The sequence below is a fragment of the Oceanicola sp. 502str15 genome, assembly GCF_024105635.1.
Taxonomy (GTDB): Bacteria; Pseudomonadota; Alphaproteobacteria; order Rhodobacterales; family Rhodobacteraceae; genus Vannielia.
Map to the genome: position 1 here is coordinate 1,464,850 of NZ_WYDQ01000001.1, position 20,534 is coordinate 1,485,383.

Consider the following 20,534-nt stretch of genomic DNA (forward strand, 5'->3'; position numbering starts at 1 on the left):
CTCTCAGAAAAAAACCTCGGCGGCAGCAATGCCGCGCAGGCCGGATTTGGTTTGAAGTTGAAGGTAGCCTAAGTCGTCGATGGTTTTGAAGGTGCCGGTAATCTCTTCGCCCGGGAGCCGCGCGGTGATGACCTCGCCGAGCCGCGCCGCCCGATCCAGCCAGGCCCTGCGGATCGGGGCAAACCCGTGGGCGGCAAAGGCCGCCTCGTGGCGGGCAAAGGCCGGGGCCAGAGCGTCCAGAAACTCTTCCGGCGTCACCGTCACGCCCCCCTCCTGCGCCAGCGCCACGGGCCGCAGCGCGCCGGGCTCGACCTCTCCCGTGTCGGGCGGTTCGATCAGGTTGACCCCGATGCCCACGAGCAGCCCGTCCAGCTGACCGTCCGGGCGGGGCCCGAGGCTTTCCAGCAGGATGCCTGCCACCTTGCCGCCGTTCAGCAGCACGTCATTCGGCCATTTGAGCGAAAGCCCCTCGGGCCTGCCGGTGACGGAAACGAAGGCATCGAACAGGGCGAGCGCGGCAACGAAGCTGCGTTGCGCCGCCTGCTGCGCCGTGCCGGGGCGCGGCAGCGCCAGCGTGGCGGTGAAGGCCCCGCGCGGGTTGGCCCATGGCCTGCCCCGCCGCCCATGGCCGCCGGTCTGGCGGAGGGCGAGCACCCACGTCGATCCGGCGTAGCCCGCGAAACCATCGCGGGCCACCGTCATCGTCGAAGGGCAGCTCGGAAGAACGACCCGGTCTGCGTCAGTTGACAAGTGTTGCCGCCGCTGCCGCCGCGTAGCTGTCGACCCCGAAGAGGTTGACGATGCCCAGCAGCATGATCGCGGCCGAGGCCACCAGGAAGCCGAAGGTCAGCGGGCTCATGTGGCCCTCCACCGGTTCCACGCTCTCCTCGCCGAAGTACATGTAGTAGACGATGCGCAGGTAGTAGAAGGCACCGATGACCGAGGCCACCGCGCCGGCCACCGCGAGCCAGGCCATGTCGGCATCCACCGCGGCGCGCAGCACCGCGAACTTGCCGAAGAATCCGAGCAGCGGCGGAACGCCTGCCAGCGAGAACATCAGCACCAGCAGCGCCAGTGCCTTCACCGGCTCGCGGCTGCCAAGCTGGCGCATGCTGTCGATCGAGGTGATGTGCCGCCCGTCGCGCTCCATGGTGAGGATGAAGGCAAAGGTGCCGATGTTCATCGTCACGTAGATCGCCATGTAGATCAGCATCGCCGTCACGCCCTGCTCGGTGCCCGAGGCAAGGCCGACAAGCGCATAGCCCATGTGGGCGATCGAGGAGTAGGCCATCAGCCGCTTGATGTCGCGCTGCCCCACGGCTGCAATCGCGCCGAGGAACATCGAGAGCACCGCCAGCAGCGCCAAGATCTGGCCCCAGTCGCCGGTGGCATTGCCGAAGGCATCGTGCAGCACACGGGCAAACAGCGCCATGGCGGCCACCTTGGGGGCTGTGGCGAAGAAGGCGGTGATCGGAGTGGGCGCGCCCTCGTACACGTCCGGTGTCCACATGTGGAAGGGAACGGCCGAGACCTTGAAGGCCAGGCCCGAGATGATGAAGACAAGCCCGAGCAGCAGGCCGAGCGGCATCGCCCCCTCGCCCGCAGCACCGATGATTCCGCTGAACAGGGTCGTGCCCGCATAGCCATAGGTCAGCGAGGCGCCGTAGAGCAGCAGGCCGGAAGACAGCGCGCCGAGCACAAAGTACTTCAGGCCGGCCTCGGTGGATTTCACCCCGTCGCGGCGCAGGGCGGCAACCACGTAAAGCGCCAGCGACTGCAGCTCCAGCCCCATGTAGAGCGCCATCAGGTCGCCCGCCGAAACCATCAGCATCATCCCGACCACGGCCAGTACCACCAGCACCGGATATTCGAACCGCAGCAGCCCGCGCCGCGCCATGAACTCCTGCCCCATCATCAGCACGCAGGCCGCGCTGACGAGGATCACCACCTTGGCGAAACGGCTGAACCCGTCGTCGATGAACAGCCCGCCAAATGCCGCCCGGTCATTGCCGCCCGAGAGCAGCACCCAGACCGCCACCGCGATCATGACCGCGCTGGCCGCCCATGTGAGCGTGCCGGCCATGGCATCCTTCTCGGTGTAGACGGCCCCGATGAGCGCCAGCATCGCGAAGAGCGACAGGAAGATCTCCGGAAGGAGAATGGCAAGGTCGGTCGAAATCATCAGTGGTCTCCCGTTTCCGCCACTTGCGTCGCCGGGCTGAAGTCGGCCACGGCTGTTTCATACTTGCCCACCAGCGCCTCGACCGAGGGACCGATGATATCTGTCACCAGCGCCGGGTAGACGCCGAGCAGCAGGGTCATCACCACCAGCGGCGCAAAGATCGCGCGTTCGCGGCGGGACATGTCGGTGATGGTCTTCAGGCTTTCCTTGATCAGATCGCCCAGCACCACCCGGCGATAGAGCCAGAGCGCATAGGCCGCGCTGAGGATCACCCCCGAGGTGGCAAAGAGCGCCACCCAGGTGTTCACCTGAAAGATCCCCATCAGCACCAGGAATTCCCCGATGAAGCCGGAGGTGCCCGGCAGGCCCACATTGGCCATGGTGAAGAAGCAGAAGATCAGCGCATAGGCCGGCATCCGGTTGATGAGGCCGCCATAGGCGTCGATCTCGCGGGTGTGCATCCGGTCATAGATGACGCCCACGCAGAGGAAGAGCGCGCCCGAGATGAACCCGTGGCTGATCATCTGGAAGATCGCACCGTCGATCCCCTGCTGGTTGGCGGCAAAGATGCCCATGGTCACATAGCCCATGTGCGCCACAGAGGAGTAGGCGATCAGCTTCTTCATATCCTCCTGCGCCAGCGCGACCAGCGAGGTGTAGACGATGGCGATGGCGCTCATCCAGAAGACCAGCGGCGACAGGATCTCGGAGCCGACCGGGAACATCGGCAGGCTGAAGCGCAGGAAGCCATAGCCCCCCATCTTCAGCAGGATCGCCGCCAGCACCACCGAGCCCGCCGTAGGGGCCTGAACGTGGGCATCGGGCAGCCATGTGTGCACCGGCCACATCGGCATCTTCACCGCGAAGCTGGCGAAGAAGGCGAGGAACAGCAGCGTCTGCAACCCGCCGACGATCTGGAAGCCGAACAGGCTCATCGTTCCGGTCGAGAAGTCGTGCTGCAGCAGCGCGGCAATGTCGGTCGTGCCGGCATCCACATACATCGCAATCATCGCCACCAGCATCAGCACAGAGCCGAGGAAGGTGTAGAGAAAGAACTTGAACGCCGCATAGATCCGGTTCGCCCCGCCCCAGATCCCGATGATCAGGAACATCGGGATCAGGCCCGCCTCGAAGAACATGTAGAACAGCACCAGATCGAGCGCGCAGAACACGCCGAGCATCAGCGTTTCCAGCAGCAGGAAGGCGATCATGTATTCCTTCACGCGCACCTTGACGTTCCACGCCGACCAGATGGTGAGCGGCATCAGGAAGGTGGTGAGCATGACGAAGAGCACCGAAATGCCGTCAACGCCCATCTTGTACTTCAGGCCCATCAGCCATTCGCGCTCTTCCACGAACTGGAAGCCGGTGTCGGCCGGGTCGAACTGGGCGATCAGGAAGAGCGACACAACGAAGGTCGCGCCGGTGGCGATCATCGCCAGCCACTTGGCATTCTTCTGGGCTGCTGCGTCGTCGCCGCGCAGGAAGAGCGCGAGGATCACCGCCGCGATGGCCGGGATGAAAGTGATGATAGAGAGCAGGTTGTCCATCAGTGGGCTCCTCCGGTGATAGACATCCAGGTGACGAGCACCACGATCCCGAGCACCATCGCCGCCGCATAGGCGAAGATGTAGCCCGACTGGGCCCGGCCCGCGAGCCGGGTGAAGAAGGGAATGACCCCCATGGCCAGCCCATTGATCCCGCCGTCGATGGTGTTGGTGTCACCCTTCTTCCACAGGAAGTTGCCGAGACCCTTGGCCGGGCGCACGAAGATCACGTCGTAGATCTCGTCGAAGTACCACTTGTTCAGCAGGAAGCGGTAGAGGATCGGCTGGTTCTCGGCCAGCTGCTTGGGCGTCTCGGGGCGGCGGATGTAGAACACCCAGGCCAGCACCAGACCGAAGAGCATGGCGAGGAAGGGCGAGAGCTTCACCCATTTCGGCACCTCGTGGGCGTCTTCCAGCACGGTGTTTTCCGGGCCGAAGTAGAGCGCGCCGTCCCCGGGGTTGCCGCCGAAGGCAGCATGGTGCTCGCCCTCTTCGGCGCCGTGATCGTCGGTCACAACGACCGTCACATCCTCGGGGCTGGTTGCCACCTCTTCGCCGTGGCCCTCTACAGCCGCCTCTTCCGCGTGCTCGTCCGCCGCGCCGTGGCCCTCTTCGGACGCCTCGGCATGGGCCTCGCCGGCCAGCGGAATGCCATAGAACTTCGCCACCTGATCGGTGTGGCCGAAGAAGCTGCTCATCCAGATCATCCCGGCAAAGACAGCCCCCAGCGCCAGCACGCCAAGCGGCACGAGCATGGTCATCGGGCTCTCATGGGCGTGCTCATGGGTGTGCTTGTCGCCGCGCGGCTCCCCGAAGAAGGTCAGGAAGATCAGCCGCCAGGAGTAGAAGGAGGTCATCGCCGCCGCGACCACCAGCATCCAGAAGCCGAACTGCCCCGCCGGATTGCCGGCCGCAAAGGCGCTCTCGATGATCGCGTCCTTCGACAGGAAGCCTGCAAAGCCGATGTAGGTCAGCGGAATGCCCACGCCGGTGATCGCCAGCGTGCCGATCATCATTGCCCAGAAGGTCAGCGGCATCTTGCTGCGCAGCCCCCCGTAGTTCCGCATGTCCTGCTCGTGGTGCATCCCGTGAATGACCGAGCCGGCCCCGAGGAAGAGCATCGCCTTGAAGAAGGCGTGGGTGAAAAGGTGGAACATCGCCGCCGAATACATGCCCACGCCGGCGGCCACGAACATGTAGCCGAGCTGCGAACAGGTCGAATAGGCGATGACGCGCTTGATGTCGGTCTGCACGAGGCCGACGGTCGCCGCGAAGAAGGCGGTGAAGGCACCGATATAGGTGATGAAGGTCGTGGCCGTGGGCGCAAACTCGTAGAGCGGCGACATCCGGCAGACGAGGAAGACCCCCGCCGTCACCATGGTGGCCGCGTGAATCAGCGCCGACACCGGGGTCGGGCCTTCCATCGCGTCGGGCAGCCAGGTGTGCAGGAAGAGTTGCGCCGACTTGCCCATCGCGCCGACGAACAGCAGGAAGCCCAGCAGGTTGGCCGCGTTCCACTCGGTCCACAGGAAGGTGATGTTGGTCTGCGCCAGCTCGGGCGCGGCCGCAAAGATCACGTCGAAATCGATGCTGTCGGTCAGGAAGAACAGCCCGAAGATGCCGAGCGCAAAGCCGAAGTCGCCCACCCGGTTGACCACGAAGGCCTTGATCGAGGCCGCCCCGGCGGAGGGCTTGCGGATGTAGAAGCCGATCAGCAGGTAGGAGGCCACGCCCACGCCTTCCCAACCGAAGAACATCTGCACGAGGTTGTCGGCGGTGACGAGGCTGAGCATCGCGAAGGTGAAGAACGACAGGTAGGCAAAGAAACGCGGGCGGTAGCTCTCGCCCTCGCGGAAATGCTCGTCATGGGCCATGTAGCCGAACGAATAGAGGTGCACGAGGCTCGAGACGGTGGTGACCACGATCAGCATGATCGCCGTCAGCCGGTCGAGCCGGATCGCCCAGTCGGTCGAAAGCGATCCGCTTTCGATCCAGCGCATGATGGTGATCTGCTCGGTCTGCCCGTCAAAGCTGAAGAACACGATCCAGCTGAGGATGGCCGACAGGAACAGCAAGCCGGTGGCAAACACCATGCCCGCCTTTTCGCCGACGATCCGCCAGCCGAAGCCGCAGATGATGGCACCGATCAGCGGTGCGAAGAGGATGATGGTTTCCATGGCCCCTTACCCCTTCATGTTGTTGACGTCTTCCACCGCGATCGTGCCACGGTTGCGGAAGAAGCAGACGAGAATGGCGAGGCCGATGGCGGCCTCTGCGGCGGCAACGGTCAGCACGAAGAGGGTGAAGACCTGCCCCGTCAGATCGCCGAGGAACGCGGAGAAGGCGACGAGGTTGATATTGACCGCCAGCAGCATGAGTTCGATCGACATCAGGATGATGATGACGTTCTTCCGGTTCAGGAAGATGCCGAAGATGCCGATGACGAACAGTGCCGCCGCGACTGTCAGGTAATGTTCCAGGCCCACCATCAGTTGCCGGTCTCCATCTTGAAGCGTTTCTTGCCGTTGCGCATCTCGGGAAAGGCCGCGGCGCAGCCGCAGGTCTCGCGCGGCTGGACGATGTCGCTGACCCTCAGCGCCTTGCGGGCCAGCCCGGCCTTGAGTTGATCGAAGGAATAGCTCTTTTTCGACGCGACCATGCTCGCCATCGCGGCCTTCACCCGGTCGGGCCGGGCGAGCGGGCGCTTGCGGCCATCGCAAAAGCCGGGCGTCTCCTCTTCGCAGGCCGATTGCGCCGAAAGGCTGCGGCCCGAGGTGCAGGCGGTGACGACCAGCCAGCGCGTGTCGTCGCCGTTCACGCGGTTTTCCGAGGTATGGGCCACGAGGCCCTTGCCGATGACATCATGGCCGCGTTGGGCTTCATAGCCCAGCGAGCCGACGGAGCGGTTGCACTGCTCCAGCGTCAGGGCACCGGCAGGCACCGCCAGACCGGCGGCACAGGAGAAAGCGAGCGCGCGCATCACACCCCCTGCCCGAGCCGCAGCGCCCGGCGCAGTCGCCAGCGGCGATAGAGGCGCAGCGCGGCCACGCCCACCAGCGCCTTGACGATCCAAAGCGCCGCGACACCGCCGATCCCGACGGTCGCAAGCATCATCTGGGCCCAGTCGAGCATCATCAGAGCCCCTGCCCCGGTTTCACGTCTTTCAGCTCCATCGCCTTGGCCGGATCGCGATACATCTGCGCAAGGATGTCCTGGCGCTTGATGTCGGGGCGATGGCGGATGGTCAGAACGATGGCGCCGATCATGGCCACCAGCAGGATCAGCCCGGCGATCTGGAACAGCAGGAAATACTGGTCGTAGATCACCATGCCGAGCAGGCCGGTGTTGGGGTTGTTGGTCGGGGTGATCTCGCCGAGGCTTCCGGCAAGAGCAACGCCATCGGCCGAAACCCAGGCACCGTAGACCATCCCCAGCTCCATCAGCAGAACCACGCCGATCACGGCGGCAAGCGGCACATAGCGTGCCATCTCCCCGCGCAACTCGGCAAAGTCCACATCGAGCATCATCACCACGAAGAGGAACAGCACCGCCACCGCGCCCACGTAGACGATGATGAGCAGCATGGCCACAAACTCGGCCCCCAGCAGCACGAACAGGCCCGCCGCCGAAAGAAAGCTCAGGATCAGCCAGAGCACCGAGTGCACCGGATTGCGGCTGACCACCACGAAGAAGCCCGAGACAACCACGATGATCGCGGCCACGTAAAAGGCAAAGTCAGCGACCGTCATGCGCCCTCTCCCTTGGTTTTCTGAATTTCGGCCTGCGCCAGCTCCATCGCCTTGGTCATCGCCGGCACACCGCCGAACATGCTCATCATGGCGATGACCTCGGCCACCTCCTGCGGGGTGGCTCCGGCCTCCAGCGCGTGGCGCACCGTCAGGGTGATCTGGTCTTCGGCCTGCGCGCCCAGCACCGTAAGGGCCGCAAGCGTCACCAGTAGGCGGGTGCGCGCATCGAGCCCTTCAGGGTTGAAGGTCTTGCCCATCCACATTTCCATCATGTCCTTGGGCATGGTGGGCATGAAATCCCCCATCCCGGGCATCTTGAAGGAGGTCAGATCGGGGTTGACCGACTTTGCCATCTCCTGGCCCTGCTCCATGAGCTGCTGGAAGAGTTTGCTGAAGTCGGTCATCGGTAGGGCGCATCCAGTTCCAGGTTGCGGGCAATCTCGGCTTCCCAGCGTTCCCCGTTGTCGAGCAGCTTCTGCTTGTCGAAGAACAGCTCCTCGCGGGTTTCGGCGGCAAACTCGAAGTTCGGCCCCTCCACGATGGCATCCACCGGGCAGGCTTCCTGGCAGAAGCCGCAGTAGATGCACTTGGTCATGTCGATGTCGTAGCGCGTGGTGCGGCGCGAGCCGTCTTCGCGCGGCTCGGCGTCGATGGTGATGGCCTGCGCCGGGCAGATCGCCTCGCAAAGCTTGCAGGCAATGCAGCGTTCCTCGCCGTTCGGATACCGGCGCAGCGCATGTTCGCCGCGGAAACGGGGCGAAAGCGGCCCCTTTTCATGCGGATAGTTCAGCGTCGCCTTGGGGGCGAAGAAATACTTGAACCCGAGCCTGAAGCCCGCAATCCAGTCGGACAGCAGGAAGTACTTGGTCGCGCGGTTCCAGTCGATCTGGGTCATTGAGTTCTCATCATCCCCGCAGGTTGAAATCAGAGCGCATCGTCGGCGCGTTCTTCATCCGCTCGGCGTTTTCCTTCTGCTCCTCGAAGGGGTCGATCCCCCTGAGCGAGCAATGCAGCGCGTGGAGCACGCCCGTAAAATCGTCGACGCTGACAAGCGCAGGCGTCTTCACCTTGGCCTCGAGCTGGGTGAGCCACTCGCGCACCACCTGCCCCGTCTTGGCAAGCTGCGGACCCTCCAGCTGCGGCAGGTCGTACCCGAGCCGCTCCTGGGCCAGCCAGGCGTTCACCACCATGCCGGTGGTTTCGGGGGTGATCTGCTCCCACTTCGGCTTGTCCTCGCCAAAGCTCGAAAGCATCACCTTCCGGAAGTCGCTAGCTTCGCTGTAAATCGTCTGGTGCGGCGCCTGTTCCATCCAGGTCGCCACCGCGTCCGCGGCCTTCATTTCCTCGTCATTCATGGTTTACCCTCCCATCGCAAACCGCGCCCAAAAGGCACCGAAGACTTCGAACTTGGCGAGGAAGGCGATCAGCACAACCCAGGCCAGCGAGAACGGAAGAAACACCTTCCACCCGATCCGCATCAGCTGGTCGTAGCGGTAGCGGGGGGTGATCGCCTTCACCATGGCGAAGACGAAGAAACACATGAGCATCTTGCCCACCATCCACAGGATGCCGTCGGGCAGCCCAGGAATGGGCGAGAGCCAGCCGCCGAAGAACAGCAGCGTGACGAGGGCACACATCAGCACCACGGCCACCAGCTCGCCGATCATGAACAGCAGAAAGGGCGTGGAGGAATACTCAACCTGATAGCCCGCCACCAGCTCCGATTCCGCTTCCGGAAGGTCGAAGGGCGGGCGGTTGGTTTCGGCCAGCGCCGAGATGAAGAACAGGAAGACCATCGGGAAATGCGGCAGCCAGTACCAGCCCAGCAGGCCCCAGCCGGTGTCCTGCGCCGCGACGATCGAGCCAAAGTTCATGCTGCCGGTCGAGATGATGATGCCGATGATGATCAGCCCCAGCGACACCTCGTAGGAAATCATCTGCGCCGCGGAGCGCAGCGAGCCGAGGAACGGATACTTCGAGTTCGACGCCCAGCCCCCCATGATTACGCCATAGACCTCCAGCGAGGACACGGCGAAGACATAGAGGATGGCCACGTTGATGTCGGCCAGCACCCAGCCGTCATTGAACGGAATCACCGCCCAGGCGATCAGCGCCATGACGAGGGACACCATCGGCGCGAGGAAGAACACCGCCTTGTCGGCCCCGGCGGGCACCACGATCTCTTTCACGATGTACTTGCCGAAGTCCGCAAACGACTGAAGAAGCCCGAAAACGCCCACGATGTTTGGGCCTTTGCGCAGCTGCACGGCCGCCCAGATCTTGCGGTCGGCGTACATCAGGAAGGCAAGCGCCACCATCAGCGGGATCACCAGAAGCAGCACTTGCCCAACGGTCAGGAGGAAAATGCCGAACCCTGTGTTCAAGAAGAAATTTGCCATCTGCCTTCGTCCTTAAACCGTGGGTATGCCCCGAGCCCGGCAATCCTCTACCGTCACTTCCGCGTCGATATTGGTTGGCCCGCTCGGCAGCGCTGGCGATATGGTGTAAACAGCATCCGCCCGCCAAAGGCCAGCCTCTTCGGCGACCCTTGTGCGGACGTGACGCACGAAGCCGTAGCCCCGGATCAACGTGTATTGCGCGGCGGCGCAGAGGGCATATTCCTCAACATCCACCTCGTCGCGCGCGCCCTTCATCTCGACGATGAACCCCACGAGGTCGCCGTCGAGCAGGCGGGTTTCGATGCCTTCGTATTCCGGCTCGAAGGGCAGCGCCCGCCGGCTCACCACCTCGGGCAGCGCATCGCCCTCGGGGTTGTCGAAGGCAATGCCATGACCACCGGGCCCGGCCTCACCGCACCCGGCGAGCAGAGCCGCCACCAGAAGAGCCGCAGGCACCCGCACCCCGGATTACTCCGCCGCCATCGGCGCTTCGCGCCGTGCCTTGGCCCCGGCCGCAAGCTCGGCCATGACCTCGGAGGCTCGTGCCACGGGGTTGGTCAGGTAATGATCCTTCACGGCGGTCACGAAGTCTGCCGAACCGAGCTTGCCGGTCTTCAGCGGCTGCCACTCGTTTTCCGGCACCGTGTCGATCGCGGCCAGATGCGGCACCTCGGCCACCAGCGCCTGACGCAGCTGTGCAAGGCTGTCCCAAGGCTGGGCCTCGCCCTCCATCTGCGCCGAAGCGGCGCGCAGGATGGCCCAGTTTTCCTTGGCCTCGCCCGGCGGGAAGCCGGCGCGGAAGGCCAGTTGCGGGCGGCCCTCGGTGTTCACGAAGAGGCCGTTCTCCTCGGTCCATGCGGCGGCAGGCAGGATCACGTCGGCGCGGTGTGCGCCCCGGTCACCATGGCTGCCCTGGTAGATCACGAAGGGACCGTCCTGAATGTCGACCTCGTCGGCACCGAGGTTCCAGATCACCTCGGCCCCCTCCATGGCGGCCTCCATGCCGCCCTCGGTCACGGCGCCCACATCCATCGCGCCCACGCGCGATGCGGCGCTGTGCAGGATTAGCAACTTGGCCTTGCGGGCAGAGGCAATCTCCATCGCCGCAGCCAGAACCGCGGCCCCGTCCGCCTCGCGGATGGCGCCCTGCCCCACGATCACGATGCCGCGCTCGTCGTCCCCGACGGGCTCGTCCTTCGAAACCTTGATGTGCTCGGCCAGCGCCGCGCGGTCGGCGCCAAAGTGATGCGCGTCATAGGTCAGGTCGGCCATCGGCCCGATCACCCCGACCTGCGCGCCCTTGAGCCAGGCCTTGCGGATGCGTGCGTTCAGCACCGGGGCCTCGCTGCGCGGGTTGCATCCGATCAGCAGAATGCCGTTGGCGTCATCGATGTCTTCGATGCGCGCCGTGCCGGCATAGCCCGAGCGGTTGCCCGCGGGCAGCTTGGCCCCGTCGGTGCGGCATTCGATTGCGCCACCCCGCGACTCGACCAGCTGTTTCAGCGCAAATGCGGCCTCGACCGGGGCCAGATCCCCGACCAGCCCGGCAATCTTCTTGCCCTTGGTCGCCTCGGCCACCCGTGCCAGCGCCTCACCCCACGTTGCGGGGTTCAGCTTGCCGTTCTCGCGGATGTAGGGCCTGTCGAGTCGCTGGCGGCGCAGCCCGTCCCAGACAAAGCGGGACTTGTCCGAAAGCCACTCTTCGTTCACCCCGTCATGGTTGCGCGGCAGGATGCGCATCACTTCGCGCCCCTTCACATCCACGCGGATGTTGGAGCCAAGGGCATCCATCACATCGACGGTCTCGGTCTTGGTCAGCTCCCACGGGCGGGCGGTGAAAGCGTAGGGCTTGCTCACCAGCGCGCCCACCGGGCAGAGGTCGATGATATTGCCCTGCAACTCCGAGTCGAGCGTCTCGCCCAGATAGCTGGTGATCTCTGCATCCTCACCCCGGCCGGTCTGGCCCATCTGGGTGATCCCGGCCACCTCGGTGGTGAATCGCACGCAGCGGGTGCAGCTGATGCAGCGCGTCATGTGAGTCTCGACCAACGGGCCGAGGTTGAGATGGTCGGCGGCCCGCTTGGGCTCGCGGTAGCGCGAGAAATCCACGCCATAGGCCATAGCCTGGTCCTGCAGGTCGCATTCGCCGCCCTGATCGCAGATCGGGCAATCGAGCGGGTGGTTGATGAGCAGAAACTCCATCACCCCCTCGCGGGCCTTCTTCACCATCGGAGAGTTGGTTTTCACCACCGGCGGCTCGCCGTCCTTGCCGGGGCGCAGGTCTTTCACCTGCATCGCACAGCTGGCGGCAGGCTTGGGCGGGCCGCCCACAACCTCGACCAGACACATGCGGCAGTTGCCAGCAATGCTCAGACGCTCGTGGTAGCAGAAACGCGGAACTTCCACCCCGGCCTGTTCGCAGGCCTGGATGAGCGTCATAGCGCCCTCTACCTCAACTTCTTTGCCGTCAATGATGATCTTGCGCAGGTCGCTCATGCGGGGCCCTCTTGGCTGCCCCCGGTCGGCACCTGCAAAGGGCCCTCTGCCCCGCCGCGCCGCATCCGGGTGATGCTGCGCTCTTGTAGGCTTGCGGGGGGGTGAGTTTCAACCCTCACACCCCCGAAAAATCCTTAACACTCGCCACGTCTTATGGGGAGCGCCGCACCGCGGCACTCACCCACAGTTTCGCAAGGCTATTTCGCCCGCATCAGGCCCCCGGCCTGGGTGCCCGCGGCAATCTCTTCGCGGCCAAGTTTGCAGTAGCTCGCCGCGCTGCCGTCCGCGCCCTTCGAGCGCATGTAGGCCCGCGCCTTGCCAATCAGCCGCTCCTTCTGCGCCTTGTCGTCGACGTAGGCATCAATCTCGTCATCGCTGAACCCTTCCGAGCGGGCCTGCCGCTTGAGGGCGTTCAGAAAGCCGTAGCCCTTGATCGTCCGTGTCGAAATATCGGGGCACTTCTCGGCAATTTCCAACGCGATGCCCACCGAAATGAGCCCGCTGTTCACGGCCTTGCTGTCTGCGAGCGATTTGGCTGCCGCCGCGCCGGAGAATCCCATCGCCAGCATCACCGCGATCACCGCGCCGCCCAGCATCTTGCCTGCATGTGTCATTGCATTCACCTTCTCTGTCCGTTTCGAGCGCATTTTGCGCCTCGGCTTCGATGAACCAGATGGGGCCACCATATTGGCTATGCAATAACAAGGGCCTTGTCATCCACTGACAATGACTCACATGTCCTTGATTTTCATGAAGATACGCGAAAAGCCGCTATTGCGGGCGCGGCCACTTGATGAGGGCGACGATCAGCACGACTACCGAGCTGATGAATCCGCCGATCGGGTGCGCCATGATCATGTACTCGCCCGGCAGGCCCAGCGAACCGATCAGAATCCTGACAATCGTGGGCAGCAGAAAGCCCAGACCCAGCATCACCATACCCACTGCCACCGCCGCACCGATCCCGAGACCGGTGCGAAGCGTGATCAGGCAGACGGCGCCGATCAGAACCAGCATGGAGAGCGTGCCCATGATCTGGGCGAGCGTGAAGACGAACGGGCTCACTCGGCGGCGATGGCGCCGCGCTTGCCGGCGATGCGATCTTCGATCACGTCGCGGAAGTTGCGGATCAGGCCCTGAATCGGCCAAGCCGCCGCGTCGCCGAGGGCGCAGATGGTGTGGCCTTCAACCTGCTTGGTCACGTCGAAGAGCATGTCGATCTCTTCCACGCTCGCCTCGCCCCGCACAAGACGGTCCATCACCCGCATCATCCAGCCCGTGCCTTCGCGGCAGGGGGTGCACTGTCCGCAGCTCTCATGCTTGTAAAACTTGCTGAGCCGCCAGATCGCCTTGATGATGTCGGTGCTCTTGTCCATCACGATCACCGCCGCCGTGCCGAGGCCGGAGCCCAGCTCGCCGCGCAGGTAGTCGAAGTCCATGATGGCGTCTTTCATGTTCTCGCCGCGCACGCAGGGCACCGAAGAGCCGCCCGGAATCACCGCCAGCAGGTTGTCCCAGCCGCCGCGAATCCCGCCGCAGTGCTTTTCGATCAACTCCTCGAAGCTGATCGACATGGCCTCTTCGACCACGCAGGGCGTGTTCACATGGCCCGACACCGCAAACAGCTTGGTGCCCGCGTTGTTCTGGCGGCCGAAGCCGGCAAACCAGCTCGCGCCACGGCGCAGGATGGTCGGGGCCACGGCGATCGATTCCACGTTGTTCACCGTGGTCGGGCAGCCGTAAAGGCCCGCGCCCGCCGGGAACGGCGGCTTCATCCGGGGCATCCCCTTCTTGCCTTCGAGGCTTTCCAGCAGCGCGGTTTCCTCGCCGCAGATATAGGCCCCTGCCCCGTGGTGCAGGAAAATGTCGAAATCCCAGCCCGACCCAGCGGCATTCTTGCCCACCAGCCCGGCGTCATAGGCCTCGTCGATCGCGGCCTGCAGCGCCTCGCGCTCGCGGATGTACTCGCCGCGCAGGTAGACATAGCAGGTGTGGGCATTCATCGCGAAGCTGGCAATCAGGCAGCCCTCGATCAGCGTGTGCGGATCGTGGCGCATGATCTCCCGGTCCTTGCAGGTGCCCGGCTCGGATTCGTCGGCGTTCACAACCAGATAGGCCGGGCGTCCGTCGCTCTCCTTGGGCATGAAGCTCCACTTCAGCCCGGTCGGAAAGCCCGCGCCGCCGCGCCCGCGAAGCCCGCTCGCCTTCATCTCCTCCACGATCCAGTCGCGGCCCTTCTTGATGATGTCGCCGGTGCCGTCCCAATGCCCGCGCGCCTGCGCGCCCTTCAGGGTGCGGTCGTGCATCCCGTAGATGTTGGTGAAGATGCGGTCGCTGTCCTGCAACATGGGCTGGCTCCAAATTCGGCTTCGCAACTCGGGGGATAGCTGAACCCCCGCGCCAATGCCAGAGTGTTCTGGCACCGACAGGTTTACATTCCACTCCCTCGCGGCCTCATGCCTGCGAGGGCAAATTCACTTTCGCCGCCGCCACATCGCGGCGAGGTTGACCATGGCAAAGACGAAGCAGGCCATGGCCACGAGGTAGAAGAAGATCTCGTAGCGCGCCTGTAGTCCGAGCTTCACCACCAGCCAGGGTGCCAGAACCGCCAGCATCCCCGCCGCCGCGATCAGCAGCGCAATCCGGCGTCCCAAGCGGGCAAAGGCCTGATCGTCCTCGCGTGTCACCGGGCCCGCCTCAGTAGACATCGCCCTTCTTCACCCGGCCCGAAAACTCGGTCTCGCCGCCCTCTGCCAGAACCTTGGCCTGGCTGACCCATTCGTCACGCCGGGCGCGGCCCTTGAAGCCTTCAAGGTTCTCGTCCACCCAGTCGAGCTCCTCGTCGCTCCATTTGGCGATCTGGTCGAAGTGGTAGAAGCCCATCGAATTCAACAGCTTCTCAAGCTTCGGCCCCACGCCCTTGATGGACTTGAGGTTGTCGGCCTTGCCACCGCGCGCCGCGCTCAGCGTCTCCGGCTTGGTGCCCGCACTGGCAGGGGCCTCCCCGGATGTCTCCGTCCTGGCTTCCGCGCTTGCAGGCGCCTTCTTCTTGGCCTTGCCGGTCGTGTCGTCCGCGCTGGCGGTCGCCTTGTCGGCGCCGGCCTTCGGCCCTGGCTTCGACGCCTTGGCTTCACTGGCCTTGCCACCATCCTTCGAGGTCACATCCTCTCCGGCACCGCCGGCGGGCGCAGTGGCCTGGCCCTTGGCATCGGCAGACTCCTTGCCCGCATCGGCCTTGCGCTCGGCATCACCCTCGCCGTCCACCTTCTCGTGGTCGGCCTCGGCCTGCTTTTCCTTGGCGGCGGGCTTCTTCTTGGCTTCCGCGTCCTGCTGCACCGAAGACTTGGGCGTCTCGGCCTTCACAGGCTTGCTGCCGGTCGCAGCGGCATCGGCACGCTCCCGCGAGGTCGGGGTGGCGTTCTTGCCGCTCCACGGGGTGAGCAGCGGCACTTCCTGCCCGTCGATCCGCTTCACCGTGTCGCCAAGATCGGTCGCAAGCTGCACCGAGGCGTTGTACTTGGTCTTGCCGCTGTCATGCTCTGTCAGCGAGGTCAGCCCGCTCAACGGCTCGGCAGCGTAGCGGCCGTTCTGCGGCCCCGGCACCGGCACCTTGCCCGCGCGGAGCTCCTCGATGATCTCGCCAAAGCGCTCGGCGGTCAGATCCTCGTAGTAGTCCTTGCCGATCTGGGCCATCGGCGCGTTGGCGCAGGAGCCGAGGCATTCGACCTCCTCCCAGCTCAGCTTGCCATCGGCAGAGATCTCATGCGGGTTGGCCGCGATCTTTTCCTGGCACACGGCCATCAGATCCTCGGCGCCGCAGATCATGCAGCTCGTGGTGCCGCAAACCTGAATATGGGCAACAGATCCAACGGGTTGGAGCTGGAACATGAAGTAGAAGCTCGCCACCTCCAGCACCCGGATATCGGCCATGCCCAGCATATCCGCCACATGCTCGATCGCCGGACGAGTCAGCCAACCCTCCTGCTCCTGCGCCCGCCACAGCAGCGGGATCACGGCGCTTGCTTCCCGGCCCTCGGGATACTTGGTGAGCTGTGCTTCGGCCCAGGCCTTGTTGGCGGGCGTGAAGGCAAAGCTCTCGGGCTGTTCGTGATAGAGACGGCGAAGCATGGGCTACCTCAGGTTCATGGGGTGGGCGCGTTCAGAATGGCGAACGACATGCCGAAGGTGATGATGAGAAACAGCAGGAAAAAGACCGCCCCGCCCGCAACGATCGCAACCGGATAGGCCAGCGCCGCGCTCGGCACCCGCCGGGCAACGAAGACCGTCACCGAAAGCGATGCGACCAGAAGCAGGAATGCGACGAGGATCGGGGTCATGGCGTCAGCGGTCCACTTCGCCGAACACGATATCCATCGTGCCGATGATGGCGGCGATGTCGGCCAGCTGGTGACCCTTGGCGATATGGTCCATCGACTGCAGGTGCAGGTAGCCCGGTGCGCGCAGCTTGGCGCGGTAGGGTTTGTTGGTTCCGTCGGCCTTCAGATACACGCCGAACTCGCCCTTCGGCGCCTCGACCGCGCAATAGACCTCGCCCGCGGGCACATGGAAGCCCTCGGTGTAGAGCTTGAAGTGGTGGATCAGCGCTTCCATCGACTGCTTCATCTCGCCGCGCTTGGGCGGGGTGATCTTGCCGCGGGAGAGCACGTCGCCCTGCCCTTCCGGAGCGCGAAGCTTTTCAATGGCTTGCAGGATGATGCTGGTCGACTGGCGCATCTCTTCCATCCGCACGAGGTAGCGGTCGTAGCAGTCGCCGTTCTTGCCGATCGGAATCTCGAACTTGAACTCGTCGTAGCACTCGTAGGGCTGGGCGCGGCGCAGATCCCAGGCCATGCCCGAGCCGCGCACCATCACGCCGCTGTAGCCCCAGTCCAGCGCTTCCTGCTGGCTGACCACGCCGATATCGGCGTTGCGCTGCTTGAAGATGCGGTTCTCGGTCAGCAGCCCGTCGATATCCGCCAGCCGCTTCGGAAACTTCTTGGCCCAGGTCTCGATATCGTCGAGCAACTCGGGCGGCAGGTCCTGGTGCACACCGCCGGGGCGGAAATAGGCCGCGTGAAGCCGCGCGCCGCAGGCCCGCTCGTAGAAGATCATCAGGTCTTCGCGCTCCTCGAAGCCCCAGAGCGGCGGGGTCAGCGCACCCACGTCCATCGCCTGCGTGGTGACGTTCAGCAAGTGGTTTAGGATGCGGCCGATCTCGGAATAGAGCACCCGGATCAGGCTGGCCCGGCGCGGCACCGGGGTGCCGGTGAGCTTTTCGATGGCGAGGCACCAGGCGTGTTCCTGATTCATCGGAGCCACGTAGTCGAGCCGGTCGAAATAGGGCAGGTTCTGCAGGTAGGTGCGGCTCTCCATCAGCTTCTCGGTGCCGCGATGCAGCAGCCCGATATGGGGGTCGCAGCGCTCCACGATCTCGCCGTCAAGCTCCAGCACCAGCCGCAGAACACCATGCGCCGCAGGGTGTTGCGGGCCGAAGTTGATGTTGAAGTTGCGGATCTTCTGCTCGCCCGTCAGCGCGTCTTCAAAGCCTTTGCCATCCATCGTCTCAGACCTTTTCCATGTTGCGCTGCCATTCTTCCGGGAGCGCACCCATCTTTTCGGCCACCGCCGCGTATTGCGGGGCCAGCATCCTCTGCAGCGCGCTGCGGCGGCCCTCGTCGAGGTCCACCTCCGGCCCTGCGTTGATCTTCTCCTTCAACTCCGCCTTCACCCGGTCGATCCCGAGAAAATCGCAGAGCGACCGGACCGAGCCGGCCTTGAACAGGTTCTCGTAGAACCCGCACATCACCTGGTTGCGCGGCAGCCCTTCGAGCTTGGCCAGAACAGCGGCATAATCGCCCCGCTGGGCAATATCGGCATTCTCGCCCCGCAGCGCCCTGTCGAGCAACTGCCGCGCCGCCGACTCCGGTTCGCCGCCCTTGCCGCGCTCGGCCCGCTTGCCGGCCATGAAGCGGCACTGGCTCCAGTAGCGGTCCACCGGGTCACGCATCAGGAACAGAAAGCGCGTTTCCGGCACCACCTCGGCCATGGCCTGCAGGCGCTTCTGCGGCAGCAGGCAATAGGCGGGGGTGATATCGGCCACCAGCCGGGACTCGCCCACGCCGTCATAGAGCAGGTCGAGATAGGCGCGCGGGTCGCGTGCGCCAATCACCAGCACCGCCAGCCAGCGTTCCATCTGCTTCAGACGGCGGCGCAGGCGCGGCAACCGCCCCTCCTCCTCGCCAGCTTCGATCCGGGCAATCCGGTCGCGCAGGCGGGTGATCTGGGCGACCACGAAATCCTTCTGCCAGTCCGGGTTCATCCCCTCGACCGTATCCCAGTAGTGCAGTTCCTTGGCCACGGGCATGTGGCATTGCGGATGGGCATCCAGAAAGCTGTAGAGCCAGCTCGTGCCGGTCTTCGGCGCGCCGATCCCGAACAGCAATGTCGCCCGATCCGACATCAATCAGCCCTTGGCCTGCTTGTTCATTTCGCGTCCTCGGTCTTCTCGTCACCGGGCAGGATGTACTCGGCACCCTCCCAGGGGCTCATGAAGTCGAACTGCCGGTAATCCTGCGTCAGCTTCACAGGCTCGTAGACAACCCGCTTCTCGACCTCGTCGTAGCGCACCTCGGTATAGCCCGTGGTGGGGAAGTCCTTGCGCAGCGGGAAGCCGCGAAAGCCGTAGTCGGTGAGGATGCGGCGCAGGTCGGGATGGCCCGAGAACATGATGCCGAACATGTCGAAGACTTCGCGCTCGAACCAGTTGGCACTGGGGTGCTCGTTCACGATCGAGGGCACCATCTCGTCCTCGCGCACGGCCACCCGCAGGCGGATACGCTGGTTCTGGTACATGCTGAGGAAGTGGTAGACCACGTCGAACCGCTTCTCCCGCTCCGGGTAGTCGACGGCGGTGATGTCCACCAGCGACGAGAAGCGGCAGTTGGCATCGGCTTTCAGGAACTCGACGAAGCCGGGCAGGTTCGACGGCGCCACATCCACGTTCAGCTCGCCATGGCTCACATCCCAGCCGAGCACGCAATCGGGGCGGCGCCCCTCGAGGTGCTGGCCAAGTTCGTTCAGGGCATCAGACATGTTGCTCTCCTTGGCTCAGCGAACCAGCGTGCCGGTGCGGCGGATGCGGCGCTGCAACTGCAACAGCCCGTACAGCAGGGCCTCTGCGGTGGGCGGGCAGCCCGGCACGTAGATGTCGACGGGCACGATCCGGTCGCAGCCACGGACAACCGAGTAGCTGTAGTGATAGTAGCCCCCGCCATTGGCACAGGAGCCCATCGAGATCACGTAGCGCGGTTCGGCCATCTGGTCGTAGACCTTGCGCAGCGCCGGAGCCATCTTGTTGGTCAGCGTGCCGGCCACGATCATCACGTCGGACTGGCGTGGGGAGGCGCGCGGGGCGATCCCGAAGCGCTCGGCATCATAGCGCGGCATCGAGGTGTGCATCATCTCCACCGCGCAGCAGGCCAGGCCGAAGGTCATCCAGTGCAGCGAGCCGGTGCGCGCCCAGTTGATCAGATCCTCGGTGGAGGTCAGCAGAAAGCCCTTGTCCTGCAGATCGCGGTTCATCGACTGAAGCGCAACCTCCTTGTCGACCCCGGCGGTGGTGGCGCCATAGGGGGCCAGCTCGCCCTGCACCTGCGGCGGTGCCAGCGGGCTGTCTGCTTTCGTGGTCACTCCCATTCCAGCGCCCCTTTCTTCCATTCATAGGCAAAACCCACCGTCAGCACGGCGAGGAACACCATCATCGACCAGAAGCCCAGCATGCTGATGTCCTTGAAGGCCACGGCCCACGGGAACAGGAAGGCAATCTCGAGGTCGAAGATGATGAAGAGGATCGAGACGAGGTAGAACCGCACGTCAAACTTCATCCTGGCGTCATCGAAGGCGTTGAACCCGCATTCGTAGGCACTCACCTTCTCCGCATCGGGGTTGCGCACCGCCAGTACGGCGGCGGCAAGGATCAGCACCAGCCCGAGGCCGATGGCGATACCGAGGAAGATGACAATGGGCAGATATTCTCTGAGCAAAGCGTCCAAAGCCGGCTCCTTTCTCGCGTGCTGCACGGGTCAGGCCGAGGGGCTCCGGGCGCGCGCATCGTGGCTGTGTCCGGTCTTACTCCCCGTCCCCGGGGGGGTCAACCTGCAGG

The 20,534-nt window shown here is 64.5% G+C and carries 25 protein-coding genes; all 25 read right to left on the reverse strand.

Translation table 11 applies throughout. The annotated features are described in order from the left end of the window. Window positions 1-3: 3 nt before the first annotated feature. On the reverse strand, window positions 4-750 hold the full coding sequence (locus tag GTH22_RS07045; RefSeq protein WP_256471562.1) for a biotin--[acetyl-CoA-carboxylase] ligase: 747 nt from the start codon (window positions 748-750) through the stop codon (window positions 4-6). Further along, the gene (gene nuoN / locus GTH22_RS07050) at window positions 740-2,182 is read right to left on the reverse strand and encodes an NADH-quinone oxidoreductase subunit NuoN (protein ID WP_252944233.1); all 1,443 of its coding nucleotides are present in this window, start codon (window positions 2,180-2,182) and stop codon (window positions 740-742) included. The genes GTH22_RS07045 and nuoN overlap by 11 nt, the downstream gene beginning before the upstream one ends. Further along, entirely contained in the window at window positions 2,182-3,732 is a 1,551-nt protein-coding gene (locus GTH22_RS07055) for an NADH-quinone oxidoreductase subunit M (RefSeq protein WP_252944235.1), read from the reverse strand. The genes nuoN and GTH22_RS07055 overlap by 1 nt, the downstream gene beginning before the upstream one ends. Continuing rightward, a complete protein-coding gene (gene nuoL, locus GTH22_RS07060; RefSeq protein WP_252944237.1) occupies window positions 3,732-5,906 on the reverse strand; it encodes an NADH-quinone oxidoreductase subunit L in 2,175 nt (724 codons plus the stop codon). The genes GTH22_RS07055 and nuoL overlap by 1 nt, the downstream gene beginning before the upstream one ends. A 6-nt stretch (window positions 5,907-5,912) precedes the next feature. Next, entirely contained in the window at window positions 5,913-6,218 is a 306-nt protein-coding gene (gene nuoK / locus GTH22_RS07065) for an NADH-quinone oxidoreductase subunit NuoK (protein WP_074255352.1), read from the reverse strand. Further along, window positions 6,218-6,709, reverse strand: a complete 492-nt coding sequence (locus tag GTH22_RS07070; RefSeq protein WP_252944238.1) for a hypothetical protein — start codon at window positions 6,707-6,709, stop codon at window positions 6,218-6,220. Before GTH22_RS07070 ends, nuoK begins: the two co-directional genes overlap by 1 nt. Further along, window positions 6,709-6,864: a hypothetical protein gene (locus tag GTH22_RS07075; protein WP_252944239.1), complete on the reverse strand. Its 156-nt coding sequence runs from the start codon at window positions 6,862-6,864 to the stop codon at window positions 6,709-6,711. The genes GTH22_RS07070 and GTH22_RS07075 overlap by 1 nt, the downstream gene beginning before the upstream one ends. Beyond that, a complete protein-coding gene (locus GTH22_RS07080; protein WP_252944241.1) occupies window positions 6,864-7,478 on the reverse strand; it encodes an NADH-quinone oxidoreductase subunit J in 615 nt (204 codons plus the stop codon). Before GTH22_RS07080 ends, GTH22_RS07075 begins: the two co-directional genes overlap by 1 nt. Next, the gene (locus GTH22_RS07085; RefSeq protein ID WP_252944243.1) at window positions 7,475-7,882 is read right to left on the reverse strand and encodes a carboxymuconolactone decarboxylase family protein; all 408 of its coding nucleotides are present in this window, start codon (window positions 7,880-7,882) and stop codon (window positions 7,475-7,477) included. Before GTH22_RS07085 ends, GTH22_RS07080 begins: the two co-directional genes overlap by 4 nt. After that, the gene (nuoI, locus tag GTH22_RS07090) at window positions 7,879-8,373 is read right to left on the reverse strand and encodes an NADH-quinone oxidoreductase subunit NuoI (protein WP_252944245.1); all 495 of its coding nucleotides are present in this window, start codon (window positions 8,371-8,373) and stop codon (window positions 7,879-7,881) included. Before nuoI ends, GTH22_RS07085 begins: the two co-directional genes overlap by 4 nt. A gap of 10 nt (window positions 8,374-8,383) precedes the next feature. Further along, a complete protein-coding gene (locus GTH22_RS07095) occupies window positions 8,384-8,833 on the reverse strand; it encodes a hypothetical protein (protein ID WP_252944247.1) in 450 nt (149 codons plus the stop codon). A 3-nt stretch (window positions 8,834-8,836) separates the two neighbouring features. After that, the gene (gene nuoH / locus GTH22_RS07100) at window positions 8,837-9,877 is read right to left on the reverse strand and encodes an NADH-quinone oxidoreductase subunit NuoH (RefSeq protein ID WP_252944249.1); all 1,041 of its coding nucleotides are present in this window, start codon (window positions 9,875-9,877) and stop codon (window positions 8,837-8,839) included. Between the two features lie 12 nt (window positions 9,878-9,889). Then, entirely contained in the window at window positions 9,890-10,333 is a 444-nt protein-coding gene (locus GTH22_RS07105; RefSeq protein ID WP_371928325.1) for a hypothetical protein, read from the reverse strand. A gap of 12 nt (window positions 10,334-10,345) precedes the next feature. After that, window positions 10,346-12,373: an NADH-quinone oxidoreductase subunit NuoG gene (gene nuoG, locus GTH22_RS07110; protein WP_252944251.1), complete on the reverse strand. Its 2,028-nt coding sequence runs from the start codon at window positions 12,371-12,373 to the stop codon at window positions 10,346-10,348. A gap of 197 nt (window positions 12,374-12,570) precedes the next feature. Continuing rightward, a complete protein-coding gene (locus GTH22_RS07115) occupies window positions 12,571-12,987 on the reverse strand; it encodes a DUF5333 domain-containing protein (protein WP_252944253.1) in 417 nt (138 codons plus the stop codon). Between the two features lie 157 nt (window positions 12,988-13,144). Continuing rightward, window positions 13,145-13,438: a hypothetical protein gene (locus GTH22_RS07120; protein ID WP_252944254.1), complete on the reverse strand. Its 294-nt coding sequence runs from the start codon at window positions 13,436-13,438 to the stop codon at window positions 13,145-13,147. Next, window positions 13,435-14,721: an NADH-quinone oxidoreductase subunit NuoF gene (nuoF, locus tag GTH22_RS07125; RefSeq protein WP_252944255.1), complete on the reverse strand. Its 1,287-nt coding sequence runs from the start codon at window positions 14,719-14,721 to the stop codon at window positions 13,435-13,437. Before nuoF ends, GTH22_RS07120 begins: the two co-directional genes overlap by 4 nt. Window positions 14,722-14,847: 126 nt before the next feature. Continuing rightward, complete coding sequence (locus GTH22_RS07130) at window positions 14,848-15,081, reverse strand: DUF5337 family protein (protein WP_252944257.1); 234 nt, start codon at window positions 15,079-15,081, stop codon at window positions 14,848-14,850. Beyond that, entirely contained in the window at window positions 15,071-16,501 is a 1,431-nt protein-coding gene (gene nuoE, locus GTH22_RS07135; protein WP_252944259.1) for an NADH-quinone oxidoreductase subunit NuoE, read from the reverse strand. Before nuoE ends, GTH22_RS07130 begins: the two co-directional genes overlap by 11 nt. Window positions 16,502-16,515: 14 nt before the next feature. Then, entirely contained in the window at window positions 16,516-16,710 is a 195-nt protein-coding gene (locus GTH22_RS07140) for a hypothetical protein (protein ID WP_252944262.1), read from the reverse strand. A gap of 4 nt (window positions 16,711-16,714) precedes the next feature. After that, complete coding sequence (locus GTH22_RS07145; RefSeq protein ID WP_252944265.1) at window positions 16,715-17,932, reverse strand: NADH-quinone oxidoreductase subunit D; 1,218 nt, start codon at window positions 17,930-17,932, stop codon at window positions 16,715-16,717. 4 nt (window positions 17,933-17,936) lie between these two features. Next, the gene (locus tag GTH22_RS07150; RefSeq protein WP_252944267.1) at window positions 17,937-18,833 is read right to left on the reverse strand and encodes a sulfotransferase; all 897 of its coding nucleotides are present in this window, start codon (window positions 18,831-18,833) and stop codon (window positions 17,937-17,939) included. Between the two features lie 23 nt (window positions 18,834-18,856). Next, on the reverse strand, window positions 18,857-19,465 hold the full coding sequence (locus tag GTH22_RS07155) for an NADH-quinone oxidoreductase subunit C (RefSeq protein ID WP_252944269.1): 609 nt from the start codon (window positions 19,463-19,465) through the stop codon (window positions 18,857-18,859). A gap of 15 nt (window positions 19,466-19,480) precedes the next feature. Further along, window positions 19,481-20,068: an NADH-quinone oxidoreductase subunit B family protein gene (locus GTH22_RS07160; protein WP_252944271.1), complete on the reverse strand. Its 588-nt coding sequence runs from the start codon at window positions 20,066-20,068 to the stop codon at window positions 19,481-19,483. Beyond that, on the reverse strand, window positions 20,059-20,424 hold the full coding sequence (locus tag GTH22_RS07165; RefSeq protein ID WP_140013901.1) for an NADH-quinone oxidoreductase subunit A: 366 nt from the start codon (window positions 20,422-20,424) through the stop codon (window positions 20,059-20,061). The genes GTH22_RS07160 and GTH22_RS07165 overlap by 10 nt, the downstream gene beginning before the upstream one ends. Window positions 20,425-20,534 lie beyond the last annotated feature (110 nt).